Source organism: Wandonia haliotis, from assembly GCF_039523435.1.
Classification (GTDB): Bacteria; Bacteroidota; Bacteroidia; order Flavobacteriales_D; family Crocinitomicaceae; genus Wandonia; species Wandonia haliotis.
Genome location: NZ_BAAAFH010000003.1, coordinates 1,137,923 through 1,159,513, shown reverse-complemented (window position 1 = coordinate 1,159,513; position 21,591 = coordinate 1,137,923). Strand labels below are relative to the sequence as shown.

15 protein-coding genes are annotated in these 21,591 nt (G+C 40.2%); all 15 read right to left on the bottom strand.

The features are described 5' to 3' along the window. Window positions 1–93: 93 nt before the first annotated feature. Entirely contained in the window at window positions 94–483 is a 390-nt protein-coding gene (locus ABDZ97_RS05655; protein WP_343785601.1) for a hypothetical protein, read from the bottom strand. Further along, complete coding sequence (locus ABDZ97_RS05650) at window positions 449–1,177, bottom strand: 3'-5' exonuclease (RefSeq protein WP_343785600.1); 729 nt, start codon at window positions 1,175–1,177, stop codon at window positions 449–451. The genes ABDZ97_RS05655 and ABDZ97_RS05650 overlap by 35 nt, the downstream gene beginning before the upstream one ends. A 94-nt stretch (window positions 1,178–1,271) precedes the next feature. After that, window positions 1,272–2,006 (bottom strand): glycosyltransferase family 2 protein, encoded by a 735-nt coding sequence (locus tag ABDZ97_RS05645; RefSeq protein ID WP_343785599.1) that lies wholly within the window; start codon window positions 2,004–2,006, stop codon window positions 1,272–1,274. Then, window positions 2,003–3,688 carry a hypothetical protein gene (locus ABDZ97_RS05640; protein WP_343785598.1) on the bottom strand — a complete coding sequence of 562 codons (1,686 nt, stop codon included), beginning with the start codon at window positions 3,686–3,688 and terminating at the stop codon, window positions 2,003–2,005. Before ABDZ97_RS05640 ends, ABDZ97_RS05645 begins: the two co-directional genes overlap by 4 nt. Next, window positions 3,688–4,359: a hypothetical protein gene (locus ABDZ97_RS05635; RefSeq protein WP_343785597.1), complete on the bottom strand. Its 672-nt coding sequence runs from the start codon at window positions 4,357–4,359 to the stop codon at window positions 3,688–3,690. Before ABDZ97_RS05635 ends, ABDZ97_RS05640 begins: the two co-directional genes overlap by 1 nt. Then, window positions 4,352–6,055 (bottom strand): DUF349 domain-containing protein, encoded by a 1,704-nt coding sequence (locus ABDZ97_RS05630; RefSeq protein WP_343785596.1) that lies wholly within the window; start codon window positions 6,053–6,055, stop codon window positions 4,352–4,354. Before ABDZ97_RS05630 ends, ABDZ97_RS05635 begins: the two co-directional genes overlap by 8 nt. Before the next feature lie 22 nt (window positions 6,056–6,077). Next, a complete protein-coding gene (locus ABDZ97_RS05625; RefSeq protein ID WP_343785595.1) occupies window positions 6,078–7,007 on the bottom strand; it encodes a PfkB family carbohydrate kinase in 930 nt (309 codons plus the stop codon). Between the two features lie 94 nt (window positions 7,008–7,101). Beyond that, window positions 7,102–9,129: an excinuclease ABC subunit UvrB gene (uvrB, locus tag ABDZ97_RS05620; protein ID WP_343785594.1), complete on the bottom strand. Its 2,028-nt coding sequence runs from the start codon at window positions 9,127–9,129 to the stop codon at window positions 7,102–7,104. Window positions 9,130–9,183: 54 nt separating this feature from the next. Then, window positions 9,184–10,443 (bottom strand): asparagine synthetase B, encoded by a 1,260-nt coding sequence (locus ABDZ97_RS05615; protein ID WP_343785593.1) that lies wholly within the window; start codon window positions 10,441–10,443, stop codon window positions 9,184–9,186. A 51-nt stretch (window positions 10,444–10,494) separates the two neighbouring features. Further along, window positions 10,495–11,952, bottom strand: a complete 1,458-nt coding sequence (locus ABDZ97_RS05610) for a VWA domain-containing protein (RefSeq protein ID WP_343785592.1) — start codon at window positions 11,950–11,952, stop codon at window positions 10,495–10,497. Between the two features lie 86 nt (window positions 11,953–12,038). Next, on the bottom strand, window positions 12,039–12,353 hold the full coding sequence (locus ABDZ97_RS05605) for a DUF3467 domain-containing protein (RefSeq protein ID WP_343785591.1): 315 nt from the start codon (window positions 12,351–12,353) through the stop codon (window positions 12,039–12,041). A gap of 54 nt (window positions 12,354–12,407) precedes the next feature. Then, window positions 12,408–16,688 (bottom strand): DNA-directed RNA polymerase subunit beta', encoded by a 4,281-nt coding sequence (gene rpoC / locus ABDZ97_RS05600; protein WP_343785590.1) that lies wholly within the window; start codon window positions 16,686–16,688, stop codon window positions 12,408–12,410. 31 nt (window positions 16,689–16,719) lie between these two features. Further along, complete coding sequence (rpoB, locus tag ABDZ97_RS05595; protein WP_343785589.1) at window positions 16,720–20,532, bottom strand: DNA-directed RNA polymerase subunit beta; 3,813 nt, start codon at window positions 20,530–20,532, stop codon at window positions 16,720–16,722. Window positions 20,533–20,642: 110 nt separating this feature from the next. Next, window positions 20,643–21,017 carry a 50S ribosomal protein L7/L12 gene (rplL, locus tag ABDZ97_RS05590; protein WP_343785588.1) on the bottom strand — a complete coding sequence of 125 codons (375 nt, stop codon included), beginning with the start codon at window positions 21,015–21,017 and terminating at the stop codon, window positions 20,643–20,645. 45 nt (window positions 21,018–21,062) lie between these two features. Continuing rightward, window positions 21,063–21,587, bottom strand: coding sequence for a 50S ribosomal protein L10 (rplJ, locus tag ABDZ97_RS05585; protein ID WP_343785587.1), 525 nt, complete (start codon window positions 21,585–21,587; stop codon window positions 21,063–21,065). Window positions 21,588–21,591 lie beyond the last annotated feature (4 nt).

Below are 21,591 nucleotides of genomic sequence, written 5' to 3'. Positions count from 1 at the left end.
GACTAACGGACAAATATAATACAAATTCATTGTAACTCCTTCCCCCTCCTGCAAAGTTTCCCCTTGTCAATAATGAACCCTATAGAGAACTGCTTACCGAACAAAAATGATTTCTCTTTCATCCCAGGGGTGCAGGATAAACTCCACCCTACTGAATTCAGTATACTCCGATGTATCATTCGTTTGTCTGCAAACCGAGTAATTATTAACTTTTTTACATTCAAAATAATCGTTTGCCCAGAAATAAATACGGTCAAAATCAACTTTACTTACGCTGAAAACAGGTTGATTTGATTTTGTTTGTAGTAAAATAGTTTCCGGCAGTTGAAGGACCAGTTCAGTTTCATTCAACTGACCATGAATCCATAGGGTCAGTGTTTCTTCCAGAGAGGGAATTTCTTTTTCTTTACGACCTCTATCTTCTACAAGCTGTTCCGAACAGGCAACATTAACTATTAGAAGTAAAAACAATATCTGCTTCATCTATCAAATCATTTCCGCGAAAACGCAAAAATAACTGAATTAATGCGACAACATCTTTTTCACAATAGACTTTGATCCGCTCTACATCATTCTCTTCGAAATACACACGGGCAACATCAGCTCCTGAAATGTCATCCTTGGGAGTCGGAATTTTGAATATATGGCATAACAAACTCAATGAAGTATAGTGCTTGTAATCTCCAAACTTCCATAAATCCATTGTATCCAAATGTGCTATCTCCCAGGGCTTTTTCCCGGCAATATCGAGAGCGTTTGGCAAACTAATGCCATTAATAAGCATTCTTCTGGCTATAAAAGGAAAATCAAACTCTTTTGCATTGTGTCCACAGAGTACATGATAAGGAGAGTTAAAATTATCATCCAAAAGTCGTTTAAAATCCACTAATAATTTTTCTTCATCATCACCATAAAACGACTTCATCCGGATTGATTTCCCTGTTCTTGTCTCATGGACAAAACCACAGGAAATACAAACTATTTTACCAAACTCAGCATAGATTCCTGCTCTCTCGTATACATCAGCAGCCGTCTGCTCATCCTTTTGAAGGAACCTTGTCTTTTGATTATATAATTCTGCAGTTACTGGATCCAGGTCTTCAAACCGGTATACTTCCGGAACGGTTTCTATATCCAGAAATAAAACTTTTTCAAGGTTAATTTTCTCCAACATCATGTGTTCTATTTTTGCAGGTGAACAGGTTTTAACTATAAATATACAAAACCTATCTGATTATCAACTATCAATCCTCTATACCACTCAAAGTGATTTACCCTTGTTTGACACTCCTCTTTTTAGGCGTTAGCCATCCATACTTTATAATACAGTGCGCTGCCCTTACACCGTCTTTCCAACCAATTTTCTTTCCCTGAACTGTATTTCTCGGAAAATAGGAAATCGGAACTTCCTTCCACTTTAATCCTCTAATCTTTGCCAACTTTGCTGTTACTTCCGGTTCAAACCCAAATCTTTTCTCTTGCAAAATCAATGTTTTAAAAACAGAAGTCGGAATCAACTTATAGCAAGTTTCCATATCTGTTATCTCAATCCTGAAAACGAGATTGGATAATGTTGTAAGGAATGAATTTGCCAATTTACTCAAATATCCCTGTCCCTCTATTTTACTACTCTTCAAAAACCGGGAACCGTAAACAACATCTGCATTTCCTTTAATAACAGGCTCTATCAGTCTGTTTATCTCTTCCGGATTTAACTCCAGATCAGCATCCTGAATAATGACATAATCTCCCGTCGCATACCTGACACCATTATGGATCGCTCCCCCTTTACCTTCATTTAGCAACTGGTCAACAAAAACAAGATTGGAATACTCTCTCTGAAAACGTTCAATTTCTGACTTACTGCCATCTGTAGAACAATCATTTACGACTACAATCTCCTTTTCAACTTCATTGATAAGCGTTAACTCCTGAACTATTTTTAACACTTCAAAAATTGTGTTCTCTTCATTAAAAACGGGTATAATTATGCTAAGTTTTTTCATTTGGCACTCATCGAGTAAACGCTTACTTTTAGTTCTTCAACCAGTACTTCATCTGAAGTATCTCCATTCCAAATATAGCACTTCACAGGTAACTTTAGCTTTTTATCCGGTATAAACAGGTAAGAAACAGCTCTTGGCGTTTTATAAATAAAGTTCGCCGGATATTCAGCGTGATACCATCCTCCGTTTTGATCTGACATAACAATCATCGCACTACTTTTTCGATTCTGTCCGCCAAGGTTTACCTGTACTTCAAAAGCCGGATTTTCCGGTAAAGAATTAAGCTCAATACTTTTGGAAAAATGGTTTTCATCATTTAGCAGTACTCTTTCTTTCTCCCAAAACTCTTCTACGAAAGACCAGTCAGGAGGTATTATCGTTTTTGGAGGATCCGTTTTTAGTTGCAAAAAATGCTCCCAATATGTTTCTTTTGTTGTCTCTCCTCCAACCAGAATAAAGCGATGAATCTGAAAGGCCTGCACCATATTTATAACCGCTAAAAAAGCCATCATGGCAAACACACCAATTTTAGCCTTTTTTGATAACAGCGCCAAAAATCCTGCCATCCCCCAAACAAGCACAGGGTAATAATCAATCATGGTACGCTGCCCCATCCCCATACCATATGTCCAGATCCACCAGGATGAAAAGACATAGGTTATACTAAACAGTACACCCGTAAACAGAAACCCAGAAACCCGGGACCGCCTCATAAACCAAAGAAGACTTCCCACGAGCATCAGAATGAGTGCCGGAGACCAAAGCAACCAACCTTTTTTATAGGAAAACAAGAAGTTCATCAGATTCGGTTGTAACAAATTCAATTTTTCATCACCATATGAATAAACGATCCAGTTTCCCGTCTGAATTTTCCAAAGTAACGGAGCCAGGAACAATACAATTGCAGCTACTGCGAATAAATGAAACGGAAATTCTCTCCATCCGAATTCCCGTTTTAAGTCCGGCACTAATTCTCTTAAGGGATAAACAAGAGGAACAAAAAAAAGCATCATGGCATTAGTAGGTCTGGTCAATAGCATAACAGCCATGACTATACCAACATATCCTACATACTTCCAACTATTTTGCTCTTTGCCTTTCTGAGTAAGAAAAAGTAATAAAGAACAACCGAAAAAACCAAAAATATGTACAACGGAATGGTCGTATACCATGTAAAAAAACACATTTGTCGTCAAGGTAACCATTAGTAGTGATGCAATCCGGTTTTTCGCGGCAATTCCCCGCAATGCCATAAACTTATCCAGTATGACTAATGCAGCAAGAAAATAAAACAAATGTGCGGCAACAATACTCCATTGAAATAGTACTGAGTACCCGTCTACCGGTAAGCCTGTTAGCCAGGACAATACCATAGCTACAAGAAAAAACGGAAGATAAAAGAGTGCTGCTCCCGGAAAAGTTTTGTTAACATACGTACCATTAGGCTGTCGCACTTTAAAGTCTTTAGATAAAGAACCATCCTTTAGATAGTATGTATCCTCTATCTCATCAACAAATGAATACGTAAAATCCTGATAAATAAACAACGCAGGTAAGTAAGCATAATACGCTTTAGCGTCTCCTATTATGGGACGATTATATGCATCATCAAAATCTCTCTGGATAAACAGGAAGGTGACCAGCAGTAACACTAATGAAACATACCAGCGCGTAGCGTTCATTACAAATCTTTGAACTTTTCAGAGACAAACACTCTGTCTCCATCAATTTCTTCCAGAAAGTGTTTCTTAAACTGATTCAGATCAGCTGTATCTATCGCATTAATGGGAAAGGAAAGCGTCAGTTCGTCTTTATATTCCAAATAGACACTCTGCTGTAAAACGGTCACTTTTCGCAATCCCGAAAAATAATAAAAGCGAACTTCTCTCCCCCCTACTATCAGAGCCTGCTTAGTTACTCCGGTTCTTATATATCTACGATTGGTTCTGAGGATCAAAAACACAATCGATTCAGTAAACCCTGCCAGGCAAACCCAACCTAACACTTCTGAAAATTCACTGATCCAGAGGAAATACAATCCCACAAACAACAAATAGCTGTTTTCAAGAACAAGGTACAAACGTATTCTTCCTAATCGCTCTCGTGATACCGATCCGGACCAAACAAATTTTTCCTGATGATTAAAAATGCGCAGACCAAACCAACGTTGTACACCTCTGATTGCAAGTAGAATTCCTATGATTCCCGCAGCAACAAGATAAATTTCTTTCAGGTAAGGTGTTTCTACTCCTTCAAAGATTCCTATCGCATTCAGATCAAAACCTGCAATTATCCCTAGAATAAAGAGAGGAATAATAAGAAAAATCACCAGAATGTTTACGCCTTTATTCATTAGGAATCATCTCCAGTTTCGTCTGTAATTCTTCTATTTTCTGTTCTGCAGATGCTATTTTCTTTTCAACCTCTTTCTTCAACGCGTCAGCTCCTTTTGAGTTCGCAAAGAATCCAAGGTTATTCTCCAATTGTCGGATTTCCTGTTCTGCTTTCTGAATTTGTTGCATGATCGCTCTTCGCTCATCATTCAGAAGTCTTTCTGCATCCGGGCTGGAAACTATTGTGTCCAGCTTCGCACTAAACAGTACTTTTTCTTTCTCAGCTCCCTTCAGATTCATATCCGCATAATGCTTATCCAAAGCGGTCTTGAATTCTTTGTAAATCCGATCCTTCTCTTTGAAAGGAACGTTTCCTATTTCATTAAACTCCTGAGCAAACGCTTTCAAATCATTCAATACAACCTCTTTATCATCTCCCGGCTGATACGCTTCAATTCGTCTAATCAGCTCTTCTTTCTTAGAAAGGTTTGCCTCATTTGCTTTATCTAACTCATCAAAATAGGCCTGTTTTGCATTGAAGAATTCGTCACAAGCAGCACGAAATGTTTTCCAAAGGCGTTGTTCGTAACGAGGACCGGCTCCTCCGATTTGTTTCCACTCCTTCTGAATGGCTACTATCTTACGTGTCGTTTCCTTCCAGTCCGTACTGGTTTTAAGGGCATTCACTTTTTCTATCAGTGCTTCTTTCTTCTCTTTAATTCCATCAAATCCGGACTGACGACCTTTGTAAAACTCCTTTTTATTTGCAAAAAACTGGTCACAAATTCCACGGAATTCTTTCCAGATTTCCTCGTTCTCTTTTCTTGGTCCAAAACCAATTGTCTTCCATTCTTCCTGGATCGCAAGTAGCTCTCCAGTCAAATCTTCCCATACTTTGTGCGAATCAGCTTCGGCAGTTTTTGCAAATACAGCTTTTGTCTTTTCGACTAACTCTTGTTTCTGCTCTATGTTTTTAGCCATTTCCTGGCGTTTCTCATCATAGAACTCTTTTATTCGTTCGTAAAGAGACTTGACAATTGCCCAGTACTCTTCTTTTATAGCTTCCCATTCTGATTGAAATGTAGGTCCGATTTCTTCCCAATCATGTTGAAGCGCTTTCAATTCCGTTTCAACTTCCTTGATCACTTCGTTCTCAGACAGGCTTTTCAATTTATCAATAATTTCCTGCTTCAACTGTTGGTTTCGTCTCAGGTCATGCTCTTTGAGTTCTTTATAAATTTTCATATTATAAAAGAACTCTTCCATCAAACGACTGTATTCATTCTGAATATCCTGACGTTTTTCACGGGCAATATCCCCTATTGCTTTCCATTTCTCCTGGATTTCTTTCTGTACAGCAAAAGCGGCCCCAATGTTTTCCTCTTCACTAATCAGTGAGCGCAAACGATCAATTAACGTCCGTTTCTGGCGCAGGTTTTCCGTTTCTTCTTCACGAATAGCATCCAGTTGCTTTTTTCGCTTCTCCCGGTATGCCGCATATATTTCAAAGAATTCGTCGTTCAACTTATCGAAATACGGTTCCATTGGAACATCAGCTCCGTTTTCTTCCAGGTGCTTTACCTGGTGCTGGCGTTCTTCTTCAAGAATCAGGTCGTTAAACTTGGTTTTTAGCTCGTTTACTTCCTGACTTACCGCCAATGCATCCTCACCGGAAGTTAGCTCCCGTAATTTTTCAATAAATTCTTTCTTTTCCATATTGCAGAGTTTAAGCTATCTATCAGCTTACTGTTTGTACCATATCAAAATTAACCAAATCAACGAACTTCTGAACACGGTCTTCAATTTCGCGTTCCGTAAGTGTTTCCAGACGTTCTGTTCCGAATTTTTCAACGCAGAAAGAAGCCATTGCTGAACCAACAATGATTGCTCTTTTCAGGTTATCGAATGTAATTTCGTCCGAACTGGATAAATATCCCATAAACCCTCCTGCAAAAGTATCTCCCGCTCCGGTAGGATCAAAAACATCTTCTAATGGTAATGCCGGTGCAAAAAATACTTTATCTTCAAAGAACAATAATGCTCCGTGTTCTCCTTTTTTAATAATCAGAATTTTCGGTCCCATACCGCGAATAATTTTCGCTGCCTTCACCAATGAATATTCTTTTGAAAGCTGACGTGCTTCTTCATCATTAATGATAAGTACATCCACCATTTTCAACGTTTTCTCCAATTCTTCCATGGCAATATCCATCCAGAAATTCATCGTGTCCATTGCAATTAGTTTCGGACGGGTATTCAATCGTTCAATTACCGAACGCTGTACCTGAGGGCTTAAGTTCCCCAACATCAGGTATTCTACTCCCTGATAAGACTCTGGAATAACCGGGTCAAAATTTTCCAGTACATTAAGTTCTGTAATCAATGTATCTCTGGAGTTCATGTCATTGTGGTATCTTCCTGCCCAGAAAAATGTTTTTTCTCCTGCTTTTACCTGAAGACCTTTCAGGTCCACACCACGTTCCCGCAGATCATCAAGAGTAGTTTCCGGGAAATCTTCCCCAACTACTGAAACAATTTTCTGATTTTCCTGAAAATAAGAAGCGGCAATCGCAATATACGTTCCTGCTCCACCAACAATTTTATCTGTTTTCCCAAAAGGGGTTTCAATCGCGTCAAAGGCAACACTGCCCACAGTCAATAAACTCATGTTTTTTCTTCGTTATTCAAATTCCTTACAAATATATTGATTTCGAATCATTGCAGCGAGATAAAAGACAGTTTTGTATACACAACTCCGGCTCCTATTTTCCACTAGTATCCAACCTTGCCTGATAGGCATACATTTCATCACGCAGTCGGGCAGCTTCCATAAAATCAAGATCCTTCGCCGCTTTTTCCATTTGCTTCTTCAACCCTTCTATTGCTGTACGAATGTCTTTTTCACTCATATAATTCAATACAGGATCAGCAGCCAGAGCAATTTCTCCCGAAATTTCATACTTCTTCTCGGTCGCTTCCTCTCTGTCAGCAACAGCTGTTGACTTCATGATTGCATCTTTTGACTTTTTCAATGGCGTTGGTACCAAACCATGCTCTTTGTTATAGGCTTCCTGGATACTTCTTCTTCGATTGGTCTCATCAATTGTTTTTTGCATGGATTCGGTTATCGTATCGGCATACATAATCACCATTCCGTTTACATTTCTTGCAGCACGTCCAACCGTCTGCACCAAAGATCTTTCGGAACGTAAGAATCCTTCTTTGTCTGCGTCAATAATCGCCACTAATGAAACTTCAGGCAAGTCCAACCCTTCTCGTAATAGGTTTACTCCGATCAGTACATCAAAAATACCCAAACGCAGCTGACGAAGAATTTCAACCCGTTCCAATGTATCCACTTCCGAATGGATATAGCGACACTTAATCCCTATCTTATCCAGATAACGCTGCAATTCCTCAGCCATTCGCTTGGTCAATGTCGTTACCAGTACTCTTTCCTCCCGCTCAATACGCAAGTGAATTTCTTCAATCAAATCGTCAATCTGATTTTTACTTGGGCGCACTTCAATTCTAGGGTCCAAAAGTCCTGTCGGACGAATAATTTGTTCAACTACAACTCCTTCCGACTGTTCCAATTCATAATTGGCGGGGGTAGCCGATACGTACACCACCTGATGCAGAAGGGTTTCAAATTCCTCAAACTTCAACGGTCGATTATCCATTGCACTTTGCAAACGAAATCCATAGTCTACCAGGTTAATCTTTCGAGCCCGATCTCCTCCGTACATCGCTCGAATCTGGGGAACCGTTACGTGACTTTCATCAATTACCATCAGAAAATCATCCGGAAAATAATCCAGCAAGCAGAACGGTCGTGTTCCCGGTTCCCTACGGTCAAAATAACGGGAATAATTCTCAATACCTGAGCAATATCCTAATTCCCGGATCATTTCCATGTCGTACTCCACCCGTTCCTGCAAGCGTTTTGCTTCCAGTACTTTCTTTTCCCGTTTAAACGACTCCACCTGAACTGTCATGTCGTCCTGAATCTCTTTCAATGCAACATTGATCGTCGCCGGACTTGTTACGAAGATATTCGCCGGATATATTTTAATTTCATCCAGTGTTTCAAATACGGTATTGTCCTCCGGATCCAACATAGCTATCCGATCTACATCGTCTCCCCAAAATTCAATACGAATTGCATAATCGGCATAGGCGAGGAAGATATCTACAATATCGCCCTTTACCCTAAACATTCCTCTTTCAAAGGTTTCATTCGACCGGGAATACAAATTTTCCACGAGACGTAACAAAAACTTATTCCGGGAAATCCGATCTCCCTTTTTTATTTCAATAATGGACTCAGAAAAAGCATCCGGATTTCCGATACCATAAATACAGGACACGGATGAAACTACAATGACATCTTTTCTTCCTGACAGCAAAGCTGATGTAGCAGAAAGTCTGAGCTTCTCAATTTCCTGATTGATAGCAAGATCTTTTTCTATATACGTATCCGTCACAGGCAAATAAGCCTCCGGCTGATAGTAGTCGTAGTAAGAAACAAAATACTCTACTGCATTATTCGGAAAAAACTGCTTAAACTCTCCGTATAACTGAGCTGCCAGCGTTTTGTTATGCGACAAAATCAAGGTAGGACGATTGATTTCCTGAATAACATTGGCTACCGTAAATGTTTTTCCACTTCCTGTTACTCCCAATAACGTCTGGGCAAACTGCCCTTCTTTTATTCCGTGTACCAGTTGTTTAATCGCTTCGGGCTGATCTCCCGTCGGTTTGAACTCCGATTCAATTTTAAAATCCAATGTTCTCTGATTTTCTTGATTTTACTTCAGATCTTGTTTTCTTTCCAGTCAAGATCAGGTCTTCTGCTTCTTCTTTTTAGCCGCGGGGAACAGAATATTATTCAGAATAAGTCGATACCCCGGACTATTAGGATACAAGTTCAGATCTGTCGGAGGGTCTCCTACCAGGTGACGGTAATCTTCGGGATCGTGACCACCGTAAAATGTCCAGGTTCCGTTTCCTAGTTCTCCATGGATATAGCGAGCTGTCCCCAACGTTTTATTTTCCCCCATCACCAGAACATTCGGCTTTATAAACTGTGTTCTGAAATCGGTAGTTTGCCCCATAAATCCGTTGATAACATTCGTATGGTTTTGGGTCAACATGGTAGGGACCACATCCCATTTTGCTGAAAATTCAAACAACATGAACTTGTCTGTATTCTCCGTAAGCTTATTATGATCATTGGTTGCGTCAATATTTGAATACTCATATTCCAGTGGATTCTTGACCAATGTAAAATCTTCAAAAGCAAATGTCATCTGGTAATCCAGTTTCTCCTGACATTTCGGATCCATAGGATCTCCGTCGTACATCACTTCACAAATATCTGTCCCATGAGCAGCAAGGGCTATATCAAAGCTATCCGTACCCGAACACATGGTAAAAAGAAAACCTCCTGCCACTACAAAGTTACGTATGTTCTGTGCCACGCCCAGTTTCATTTCCGATACTTTATTATACCCCAGTTCTGAAGCCAGCGCCTCCAGTTCAGCAACCTGCTGTTTATACCAGGGGTAACTTTTGTATGCATTGTAAAATTTCCCGTATTGTCCTGTGAAATCTTCGTGGTGTAGATGCAGCCAGTCAAACTCGGGTAGCTGTCCTTTTATCACCTCTGTATCGTAGATTTCCGTATAAGGTATTTCTGCATACGTCAGGACAAGTGTCACTGCATCATCCCAGGGTTGTTTGCCCTGAGGAGTGTATACAGCAATTTTCGGTGCTACTTCCAATTGGACCACCTCCATATTCACCTCCGGATTCGCTATTTCTGTTTTAATAGCATTTACACGGGAATCAGCAACCACCTCGTATGAGACTCCTTTGATGATCAATTGTTCTTCAATCGAATTCAGATATGGCATTAAAAATGCTCCTCCCCGATAATTCAATAACCACTCAATCACTACATCATGCTCCAGTACCCAGAACGCGACTCCATACGCTTTCAGATGATTCGTCTGCCGGTTATCCATCGGAATCAGAATTTGCGACGCATACGTTTGTTGAGCGAAAAGAGCTAAAAATACGATGATCAGGAACTTCTTCATGGTAGTAAAGTTAACGCAAAAGTTCGTAAAATAGTTCAATCTACTGAATTATCATTGCCCTTTAAAAGATGCTTCTCTGATTTCATGTATCAGATTCCATTGTGCATCTGAAAGTTTAAAGACAGGAACGTATCTACCATTTCCAAGTTCGGCAACTTCACGCATTTTTGATTCATCTTTCGGAGCATTCTTGATTCCGACAACTGATAACTTATAGCCCTCTTTCGTATATCTTTTTACGTATCGCTCATAATCTTCAGAATCCCTGTTAAATGCTCCATCCGTTATTACAAACACCTGGTTGTTTCCATTTTGGATAAATCCTTTTTTCACAAGGCTATACCCCAGCTTAATTCCTTTACCACCTGCCGTAAACCCCGAAGCTTTCAGATCTTCAACTTCCTTCTTCATCCGATCTTTATTACTTCCTTTGGTAGTTGGTAATACGACCCTGGCATCAGAACCATACGTCACCAATGCAATCTTGTCTTCAGGCCGGATATAATCCATTAACTGATACAAAGCATACTTGAGTAGTTCAAATCGATCTCCCGCTCTCATAGAAGTAGAAACATCCAGTACAAACACCAGGTTGTTTGGTTTAAAATATGTCGGATCAAAATTATCTAAGGGTATATCTCTCAAACCGGGAACCTCTGTCACTATCTCTTCTTCGGGCTCAAATGTAATTTCTTCCTGAGGAATATCCGGTTCTTCAATAATCACTATTTCCTCATTTTCCGGTTCTTCTTCTATTTCGATTACAATTTCTTCCTGTGGTTCTTCTTCCGGAACATCTTGTTCTACAACCAGTAGGTCTTCTTCTCTTTTTTCTAGTTCCAGCACAATATAATTCCTCCGGAAATTGATATAAGCACCGAGTTCTGCCGGCACATATCCATCATGTGCGCCATAAAAATAGGAGTAGCCTAACGGAACCCTTTTCACTATTTTTCCATTTCTATCTGTCTTCCACTGACCAATTACCTGCCCATTTTGCAGCAGTGCAACATCAGATTTTGACAGTACCTTACCTGAACCTTTTTCAACGGTAACAACTGTCAGGGTAAAATCAAGAGGGTTTCCGTCACCAGGATTTTGGGTAAAATCCGGACAGTTTTGGAAAGCAGCCATATCCGTAGTCGGAGGTAAGTCGACAACTTCTCCCTTTAGTTTTACGGTTATCGGCTCATTCAGATTTGAAAAGTAAACAGGTATTGCGTAAGTAAACCGCCCTTTTTTCTTTGGATTTACCTGAAAACGAATTGCAATAGAACTATCAGGGGCAAATGTCGAACCGGATATACGATACGTCACTTCGGGAAGTTTATCCAAACGCAGAAAGAAAGCATTTTTCTCTCCGGTATTCTTAAAATAGATGTCTACAAATCTGTCAGAATGTGCATACAGTTCTCCAAAGTCATAAGAGGTCTTATCCGGAACAGTCTGTCCGACAACTCCCAGTCCCATCACAACACTTACTACTATTAACAGTAATTCTCTCATCATTTTAATAACTCAATAGCTGAATATAGTTACTATCATTCAAAAATTCTGCCAAAAAAATAAAGCTCCTTTTAGGAGCTTCTATTTTCTTATGCCTGGTTATTGGTTCCGCCAAAATTTATAGGCGGAATCATTGGGTTTCCATCTCCCAAAGAAACCTCTCCATGTGCCTGCTCAAATTTTTTAATATTATCATTTAGGGCCAACATAAGTCGTTTCGCATTCTGTGGTGTCATAACCACACGTGACTTTACTTTCCCTTTCGGCATTCCCGGCATTACCTGAATAAAGTCTACTATAAACTCCGATTGTGAATGTGTAATGATAGCAAGGTTGGAATAAGTTCCTTCCGCTACCTCTTCCGGAAGCTCAATATTGATCTGGTTATCGTTTTTGTTTTCCATGGTAATTATTTCTAATAAAAAAGGCAGGACGATCATCCTGCCTTTTTTGGTTATTTATTTTTTAATCGCTTCGTATTCTTCCTGAGAACCTACAAGTAAGTTTTGGAATTCTCTCATTCCCGTACCGGCAGGAATCAAGTGACCTACGATCACATTTTCCTTCAATCCTAACAGGTGATCTTCCTTACCTCCGATTGCAGCTTCATTAAGAACTTTGGTTGTTTCCTGGAAGGAAGCAGCCGAAATAAAGCTCTGAGTCTGAAGAGACGCTCTGGTAATACCCTGAAGCAATGGTTTCGATGTAGCCGGAACTGCTTCACGTGCTACTACCAACTTCTTATCCTGGCGACGTAATTGTGAATTTTCATCACGTAATTTACGAGCTGTAATAATCTGTCCTGCTCTAAGGTTTGTAGAATCTCCGGCATCTTCGACAACTTTCATTCCGTAAATACCGTCATTTTCTTCCATGAAATCTGCTTTATGAACAGATTGTCCTTCAAGGAATTTTGTGTCTCCCGGATCTTCGATTTCAACTTTAAGCATCATCTGACGTACAATTACCTCAAAGTGCTTATCGTTAATTTTCACCCCTTGTAGTCGGTAAACTTCCTGTACCTCATTTACAAGATACTCCTGTACCGATGTAGGTCCTTCGATATTCAGGATATCGTTTGGTGTAATAGCTCCGTCAGAAAGAGGTTTCCCTGCTTTGATGAAGTCATTCTCCTGTACAAGGATATGTTTCGAAAGTGGAACAAGATATTTTCTTACTTCTCCAGTTTTAGACTCTACGATAATCTCACGGTTACCACGCTTCACTTTACCAAAGCTACAGATACCATCTATCTCGGAAACTACTGCCGGGTTTGATGGATTACGTGCTTCAAAAAGCTCTGTAATTCGTGGAAGACCTCCGGTGATATCCCCGGATTTACCGGAAACTCTAGGAATCTTAACAAGGATATCCCCTGCTGCGATCTTCGCTCCATCCTGAACAGAGATGTGTGCGTTTACAGGAATACTGTATGAACGTAACACTTCTTTTGTTTTTGGATCGACAACCTGAATTTCAGGGTTTTTCTTCTTATCTCTTGATTCGATAATTACTTTTTCCGTAAATCCTGTCTGCTCATCGACTTCCTCACGGTAAGTAATACCATCGATTACATTTTCAAAGACAACTTTACCACCGAATTCAGAAAGAATTACCGCGTTATAAGGGTCCCATTTACAGATAACATCACCTTTTTTAACTTTTGTGTTATTCTCCGAAACCATGATAGCTCCGTAAGGGATGTTAGCATTCATCAATGTTACTCCTGTTTTAGGATCAACAATTCGCATCTCTGCTGATCGACCTAAAACAACATCAATCGGATTTCCTTCGTTATCTGTTTTACGAATCGTACGTAGTTCTTCTATTTCAAGATTACCTTCGTATTTCGCTTTAAGGCTGTTTTCATCAGCAATGTTCGAAGCGGTACCCCCAACGTGGAACGTACGAAGTGTAAGCTGTGTTCCTGGTTCCCCAATCGACTGTGCCGCGACAACTCCAACTGCATCTCCAATCTGAGCCTGACCGTGGTGAGCAAGGTTACGTCCGTAACATTTCGAACATACCCCTCTTCTCATTTCACATGTCAATACAGAGCGAATTTCAACTTCTTCTACTTCTGCTTTTTCAATTGCAGCAGCAATACTTTCATTGATTTCTCCACCTGCAGCTACTAACAACACTCCGTTATCATCGTATACATCATGTACCGAAGTACGCCCAAGAATACGTTCGTAAAGTGACTCTACGATCTCATCATTCTTTTTAAGTGCTGTAGCTACCAGTCCTCTTAGTGTACCACAGTCTTCCGCATTAATAATAACATCCTGTGCCACGTCCACCAAACGACGAGTAAGGTAACCCGCATCCGCCGTTTTAAGAGCGGTATCCGCAAGACCTTTACGCGCACCGTGGGTAGAGATAAAGTACTCAAGAATCGAAAGACCTTCCTTAAAGTTAGAAAGAATCGGGTTCTCAATAATCTCTTGTGTAGATGCACCTGACTTCTGTGGTTTCGCCATCAGACCACGCATTCCGGAAAGCTGACGAATCTGCTCTTTCGATCCACGTGCTCCTGAGTCAAACATCATATAGATAGAGTTGAATCCTTGTTTGTCATTCTTCAACTGCTCCATCAACGTATGTGTCAAACGCGAGTTGGTGTGCGTCCAAACGTCAATGATCTGGTTGTAACGCTCATTATTGGTAATCAATCCCATGTTATAGTTCATCATTACCTCTTCTACCTCAGTAGCAGCTTTATTTACCAGAATCTCTTTTTCTTTCGGGATAATAATATCATCCAGGTTAAACGACAATCCACCTTCGAATGCCATTCTGTACCCTAGTGACTTAATATCGTCAAGGAATTGAGCTGTACGAGCGGTACCACATACTTTCAATACGTGACCAATAATATCCCGTAGTGCTTTTTTGGTCAATACTTCATTAATGAATCCTACTTCTAACGGAACGAATTCATTAAAGATAACACGACCTGCTGTTGTCTCAATAAGACAAGTAACGATATTACCATTCTCATCAAGATCTTTTGTACGAACTTTAATATGCGTATGCAAATCCAACGCACGCTCATTCAATGCAATCTGAACTTCCTCGGGAGAATAGAATACTTTACCTTCTCCTTTCATTACACGATCTTCATCTGTCTTACGTCCTTTCGTAATATAGTAAAGACCAAGCACCATATCCTGAGAAGGTACCGCAATAGGTGCACCATTCGCAGGGTTAAGGATGTTGTGTGAAGACAGCATCAGTAACTGCGCTTCTAGAATTGCAGCATTTCCTAATGGAAGGTGAACCGCCATCTGGTCACCATCGAAGTCGGCGTTGAATGCCGTACATACCAATGGGTGAAGTCGGATTGCTTTCCCTTCTATCAATTTGGGCTGGAATGCCTGGATACCCAATCTGTGAAGAGTTGGGGCCCGGTTAAGAAGAACAGGATGTCCTTTTAATACATTCTCAAGAATATCCCAAACAATTGGTTCTTTCTTATCAACGATCTTCTTTGCCGATTTAACCGTCTTCACAATACCACGCTCAATCATCTTACGGATGATGAATGGCTTGTAAAGTTCTGCCGCCATATTCTTTGGGAGACCACACTCATGTAGTTTCAAGTCAGGACCAACAACAATTACCGAACGTGCCGAATAATCTACACGTTTACCCAATAAGTTCTGACGGAAACGTCCCTGCTTACCTTTCAATGAATCTGAAAGGGATTTCAACGGACGATTCGACTCGGTCTTAACAGCACTTGCCTTACGTGAGTTGTCAAACAATGAATCCACTGCTTCCTGAAGCATACGCTTCTCATTACGCAAGATTACTTCCGGAGCTTTAATTTCGATCAATCGCTTCAAACGGTTATTTCGGATAATAACACGACGATACAAATCATTCAAGTCAGAAGTTGCAAAACGTCCTCCATCCAATGGAACAAGCGGACGCAATTCCGGCGGAATAACAGGAACAACTTTGATAATCATCCATTCCGGACGGTTTTCAATTCTCGTCTGTGATTCACGCATTGCCTCAACAACCTGTAAACGTTTCAACGCTTCATTCTTACGCTGTACAGATGTCTCGTTATTTGCCTTATGACGAAGATCATACGACATTTCATCCAGATTCAGACGGCTCAACAAATCATGAAGTGCCTCTGCTCCCATCTTAGCGATGAATTTATTCGGATCATTGTCCTCCAGGTATTGATTTTCCTTCGGAAGTGTATCCAAAATATCCAGATACTCTTCTTCTGTAAGGAAATCTAAATATTCTAACGACTCTCCGTTAGGGTTCGTTGCAATACCTGATTGAATTACAACATATCGTTCAAAGTAAATAATCTGATCCAGTTTCTTCGTTGGAAGTCCAAGAAGATAACCAATCTTATTTGGCAATGAACGGAAATACCAGATGTGTGCTACCGGAACCACCAATGAGATGTGTCCCATTCGCTCACGACGTACTTTCTTTTCAGTAACCTCAACACCACAACGGTCACAAACAATTCCTTTATAACGGATACGCTTGTATTTTCCACAGTGACATTCATAATCTTTCACTGGTCCGAAAATTCGCTCACAGAACAAACCATCACGCTCAGGCTTGTATGTTCTGTAGTTGATTGTTTCCGGCTTAAGCACTTCTCCACTGGATTGTTCCAAAATCTGCTCAGGCGATGCAAGAGAGATCGTTATTTTGGAGAACTTGCTTTGTTTTTTTGGTGTTTCTTTTCTATAAGCCATTTCTAAAAATCGTTTTCGTTAATAGAGAATCTTAATCCATTGTAATATTCAGACCAAGACCACGCAACTCGTGTAACAATACGTTGAACGATTCCGGAATTCCGGGTTCAGGAAGATTGTCACCTTTTACAATTGCTTCGTAAGCCTTAGCACGCCCGATAACGTCATCTGATTTTACAGTAAGAATTTCCTGCAGGATATTGGATGCACCGAATGCTTCAAGTGCCCAAACCTCCATCTCACCAAATCGCTGACCTCCGAACTGCGCTTTACCTCCAAGCGGCTGTTGCGTAATAAGTGAGTAAGGTCCGATAGAACGAGCGTGCATTTTATCATCTACCATGTGCGCCAGTTTCAGCATGTAAATAACACCTACTGTTGCCGTTTGGTGGAAACGCTCTCCTGAACCTCCATCATACAGGTACGTTTTACCTGAACGTGGAATTCCAGCTTTATCAGAATACTCATTTATCTCATCCAAAGTAGCACCGTCAAAAATCGGAGTTGCAAATTTCAACCCTAATTTTTCACCTGCCCAACCAAGAACTGTTTCATAAATCTGTCCAAGGTTCATTCGGGAAGGTACCCCCAATGGGTTCAATACGATATCTACCGGTGTTCCATCTTCAAGGAAAGGCATGTCTTCTACACGAACGATGTTCGCTACAATACCTTTGTTTCCGTGACGTCCTGCCATCTTATCCCCAACCATCAGCTTACGTTTTTTAGCCACGTAAACTTTAGCCATTTTGATAATCCCTGCAGGAAGTTCATCTCCAACTGAAATATGGAACTTCTTACGTTTGTATGCTCCTAACAAGTCATTAGACTTGATGTTGAAGTTGTGTAACAAACGTTGAATTAATTTGTTGGTATGTTCATCAGTTGTCCATTCCGAAGGATTTACAATCGTGTAATCGATTGCGAACAATGCCTTTTGTGAGAATTTCGAACCTTTTTTGATAATCTCCTCACGGAAATTATTGAACACTCCATTTGATTTATGCCCTTCAAGAACTACCAGTAATTTTTCAACCAGTTTTTCTTTTAGTGATGCATAATCCTTATCGTATTCGGAATCCAATTGCTCCAGGATTGGTTTATCCTGTGCTTTTGTCTTACGATCTTTGATAGCTCTGGAGAATAACTTCTTGTCGATAACCACTCCGCGAAGTGAAGGACCTGCTTTCAATGAAGCATCTTTCACATCACCAGCTTTATCCCCGAAGATCGCTCTCAATAGTTTCTCTTCCGGCGATGGATCTGTTTCTCCTTTTGGAGTAATTTTACCAATCAGGATATCTCCTTCTTTAATATCTGCTCCGATACGGATCAATCCGTTTTCATCAAGATCTTTGGTTGCTTCTTCACTTACATTAGGTATATCCGCTGTAAGTTCTTCCATTCCACGTTTTGTATCACGAACTTCCAATGAATGTTCATCAATGTGAATAGAAGTAAAGACATCCTCACGCACAACGCGCTCTGAGATTACGATCGCATCCTCGAAGTTGTACCCTTTCCATGGCATGAAAGCCACTTTCAGGTTTTGTCCAAGTGCTAATTCACCTTTTTCCGTAGCGTATCCTTCACACAGTACCTGACCTTTTTCAACCTTATCTCCTCTTTTAACAATCGGTTTAAGGTTCATTGTAGTTCCCTGATTTGTCTTCTGGAACTTCGTCAAAGTATATGTTTTCAGGTCTCCGTCAAAAGATACCAAGCGATCTTCATCCGTCTGATCGTAACGAATCACGATTTCATTTGCATCAACGTACTCAACGGTTCCATCTCCTTCAGAATTGATAAGTACTCGTGAATCACGCGCAACCAAACGCTCAATTCCAGTCCCTACTATAGGAGATGCCGGCTTTAATAACGGAACTGCCTGACGCTGCATGTTAGATCCCATCAATGCACGGTTCGCATCATCATGCTCAAGGAAAGGAATCGATGATGCTGCTATAGATGCAATCTGGTTTGTCCCAACGTCCATCAGGTCTATACTCTCCGGCTCAACAACCGGGAAGTCACCTTCCATTCGTGCTTTTACTTTATCATTGATAAATTTACCTTTATCATCAATAATAGCATTCGCCTGTGCAATTGTTTTATTATCTTCTTCCTCAGCAGAAAGGTAAATAGGAGATTCTTCCAGTTTCACTTTTCCGTCTTCTACCTTACGGTAAGGAGTTTCAATAAATCCAAGTTTATTCACTTTCGCAAACACACATAGTGAAGAAATCAAACCAATGTTTGGTCCTTCAGGTGTCTCAATTGTACAAAGACGACCGTAGTGTGTATAGTGAACGTCACGCACCTCAAATCCTGCTCGCTCACGGGAAAGTCCACCAGGCCCGAGTGCAGACATACGACGTTTGTGTGTTACCTCAGAAAGAGGGTTCGTCTGGTCCATAAACTGTGACAACTGGTTAGTTCCGAAGAACGAGTTGATCACAGATGAAAGCGTTTTTGCATTAATAAGGTCAATTGGTGTAAATACTTCGTTATCACGAACGTTCATTCGCTCACGAATTGTTCTTGCCATACGTGCAAGTCCAACACCAAACTGAGCATACAATTGCTCTCCTACCGTACGAACACGACGGTTACTTAAGTGGTCGATATCATCAACATCTGCTTTTGAGTTCACCAACTCAATCAAATATTTAATGATAGAAATAATATCAGCCTTGGTAAGAACTCTTGAGTCCTCAACGTTTTCCTGATAGAGCTTCTTATTGATTCGGTAACGACCCACTTCACCTAAATCGTAACGCGAATCAGAGAAGAATAACTTATCGAATACGCTACGTGCTGTTTCCTCGTCTGGTGGTTCAGCATTACGTAATTGACGATAAATGTGCTCTACAGCTTCTTTCTCTGAGTTAGATGTATCCTTTTGAAGCGTGTTATAGATAATTGTATAATCCGCTGTGTTTACATCCTCTTTATGTAGAATAATAGACTTAGCTCCACTATCGATAACTAAATCTATGTGTTCTTCTTCAATAACAGTTTCACGGTCAAGAAGAATTTCATTACGTTCAATTGACACAACTTCTCCTGTATCTTCATCAACGAAATCTTCTATCCATGTTTTCAATACTCTGGCAGCCAATTTACGACCAACGCACTTTTTAAGATTTGTCTTATTAACTTTAATCTCGTCCGCAAGATCAAAAATCTCCAGAATATCCTTATCGCTTTCATATCCGATAGCACGAAGAAGTGTTGTTACAGGTAACTTCTTCTTACGATCGATATATGCATACATCACACTATTGATATCCGTAGCAAATTCCATCCAGGAACCTTTGAACGGGATTACACGTGCCGAATATAACTTCGTTCCGTTAGCATGACGACTTTGGCCGAAGAATACTCCCGGAGAACGGTGCAACTGAGAAACGATAATACGCTCAGCACCATTTACAACGAAAGATCCTTTTGGCGTCATATAAGGTATTGTACCCAAATACACATCCTGCACGATAGTCTCGAAGTCCTCGTGTTCAGGGTCTGTACAGTACAATTTTAATTTCGCTTTAAGTGGGACACTGTATGTTAACCCTCTCTCAATACACTCTTCTATTGTGTAACGAGGCGGATCAATAAAGTAGTCCAAAAATTCTAATACGAACTGGTTTCTTGTATCCGTAATCGGGAAGTTCTCAGAGAACACCTTATACAGACCTTCATGTTCGCGGTTTTCAGGAGTCGTTTCCAACTGGAAAAATTCCTGGAACGACTTAATTTGAATATCCAAAAAATCCGGATAATCAAATTGACTTTTGCTCGATGCAAAAGATATTCTTTGTGAAGTATTGCTTGTTGTCGCCAAGGCTTTTAAATTTAATTAGTACAATCGACCAAATGGCACAAATGTGCAAATAAACAGGTATAGGCACAAGCCATTTTGGCTGTGCCTATACCGTAAAATCAATGATATGATTACTTAATCTCAACTTCAGCTCCAGCTTCTTCAAGAGATTTTTTAAGTGCTTCTGCTTCGTCTTTAGAAACTCCTTCTTTCAAGTTAGCAGGTGCTGCATCAACTGCTTCTTTAGCTTCTTTCAAACCAAGACCAGTTAATTCTTTCACAAGCTTAACTACTGCAAGTTTGTTACCACCAGCTGCTTTCAACACTACGTCGAACTCAGTCTTTTCTTCAGCAGCTTCTCCAGCAGCAGCAGGACCAGCAGCAACAGCAACAGCTGCAGCAGCAGGCTCAATTCCATACTCTTCTTTAAGGATATCAGCTAACTCGTTAACATCTTTTACTGTAAGGTTAACCAACGTTTCTGCGATTTCTTTTAAATCCGCCATTTTATTAAATTTTAAAAAGGTTCTAAATAATTAATTAACAAAAAATTATGCTTCTCTTTCCGAGAGCGTTTTAAGGAGACCAGCAATTTTACCACCGCTTCCTTTAAGTCCTGAAATAACGTTTTTAGCAGGAGACTGAAGAAGTCCGATAATTTCACCGATAAGCTCTTCCTTACTCTTGATATTTGTCAAGAACTCAAGGTTGTTATCACCGATAAAAATAGCTTCTTCAACAAAAGCTCCCTTCAAACGAGGAATTTCATTCTTTTTACGGAAATCTTTGATAAGTTTTGCAGGTGCATTACCCACTTCAGCAAAGAAGATAGCTGTAGGTCCTGCCAACACTCCTTTTAAATCAGAGTAATCGACACCTTCAACTTGTTCCATCGCTTTTTCAAGTAACGTGTTTTTCACAACACGCATCTCGATATTTGCCTGGAAACACTTTCTTCGCAAAGCGTTAACACTTTCAACAGTTAAACCTGAAGTATCCGCAAGGTAAAAAACGCCTGCCTGTGATAAGTCTGCTGTTAGCTCCTCAATATACTGTGCTTTTTCTTCTCTTGTCATCTTT

What these genes read in the sequence shown, in the direction of transcription:
- rplJ (WP_343785587.1), bottom strand. Translation starts at nt 21,587, where the DNA reads ATGACAAGAGAAGAAAAAGCACAGTATATTGAGGAGCTAACAGCAGAC.
- ABDZ97_RS05625 (WP_343785595.1), bottom strand. Translation starts at nt 7,007, where the DNA reads ATGAGTTTATTGACTGTGGGCAGTGTTGCCTTTGACGCGATTGAAACC.
- ABDZ97_RS05655 (WP_343785601.1), bottom strand. Translation starts at nt 483, where the DNA reads ATGAAGCAGATATTGTTTTTACTTCTAATAGTTAATGTTGCCTGTTCG.
- ABDZ97_RS05640 (WP_343785598.1), bottom strand. Translation starts at nt 3,688, where the DNA reads ATGAACGCTACGCGCTGGTATGTTTCATTAGTGTTACTGCTGGTCACC.
- ABDZ97_RS05610 (WP_343785592.1), bottom strand. Translation starts at nt 11,952, where the DNA reads ATGATGAGAGAATTACTGTTAATAGTAGTAAGTGTTGTGATGGGACTG.
- ABDZ97_RS05605 (WP_343785591.1), bottom strand. Translation starts at nt 12,353, where the DNA reads ATGGAAAACAAAAACGATAACCAGATCAATATTGAGCTTCCGGAAGAG.
- rplL (WP_343785588.1), bottom strand. Translation starts at nt 21,017, where the DNA reads ATGGCGGATTTAAAAGAAATCGCAGAAACGTTGGTTAACCTTACAGTA.
- ABDZ97_RS05635 (WP_343785597.1), bottom strand. Translation starts at nt 4,359, where the DNA reads ATGAATAAAGGCGTAAACATTCTGGTGATTTTTCTTATTATTCCTCTC.
- ABDZ97_RS05645 (WP_343785599.1), bottom strand. Translation starts at nt 2,006, where the DNA reads ATGAAAAAACTTAGCATAATTATACCCGTTTTTAATGAAGAGAACACA.
- rpoC (WP_343785590.1), bottom strand. Translation starts at nt 16,688, where the DNA reads ATGGCTTATAGAAAAGAAACACCAAAAAAACAAAGCAAGTTCTCCAAA.
- ABDZ97_RS05630 (WP_343785596.1), bottom strand. Translation starts at nt 6,055, where the DNA reads ATGGAAAAGAAAGAATTTATTGAAAAATTACGGGAGCTAACTTCCGGT.
- ABDZ97_RS05650 (WP_343785600.1), bottom strand. Translation starts at nt 1,177, where the DNA reads ATGATGTTGGAGAAAATTAACCTTGAAAAAGTTTTATTTCTGGATATA.
- ABDZ97_RS05615 (WP_343785593.1), bottom strand. Translation starts at nt 10,443, where the DNA reads ATGAAGAAGTTCCTGATCATCGTATTTTTAGCTCTTTTCGCTCAACAA.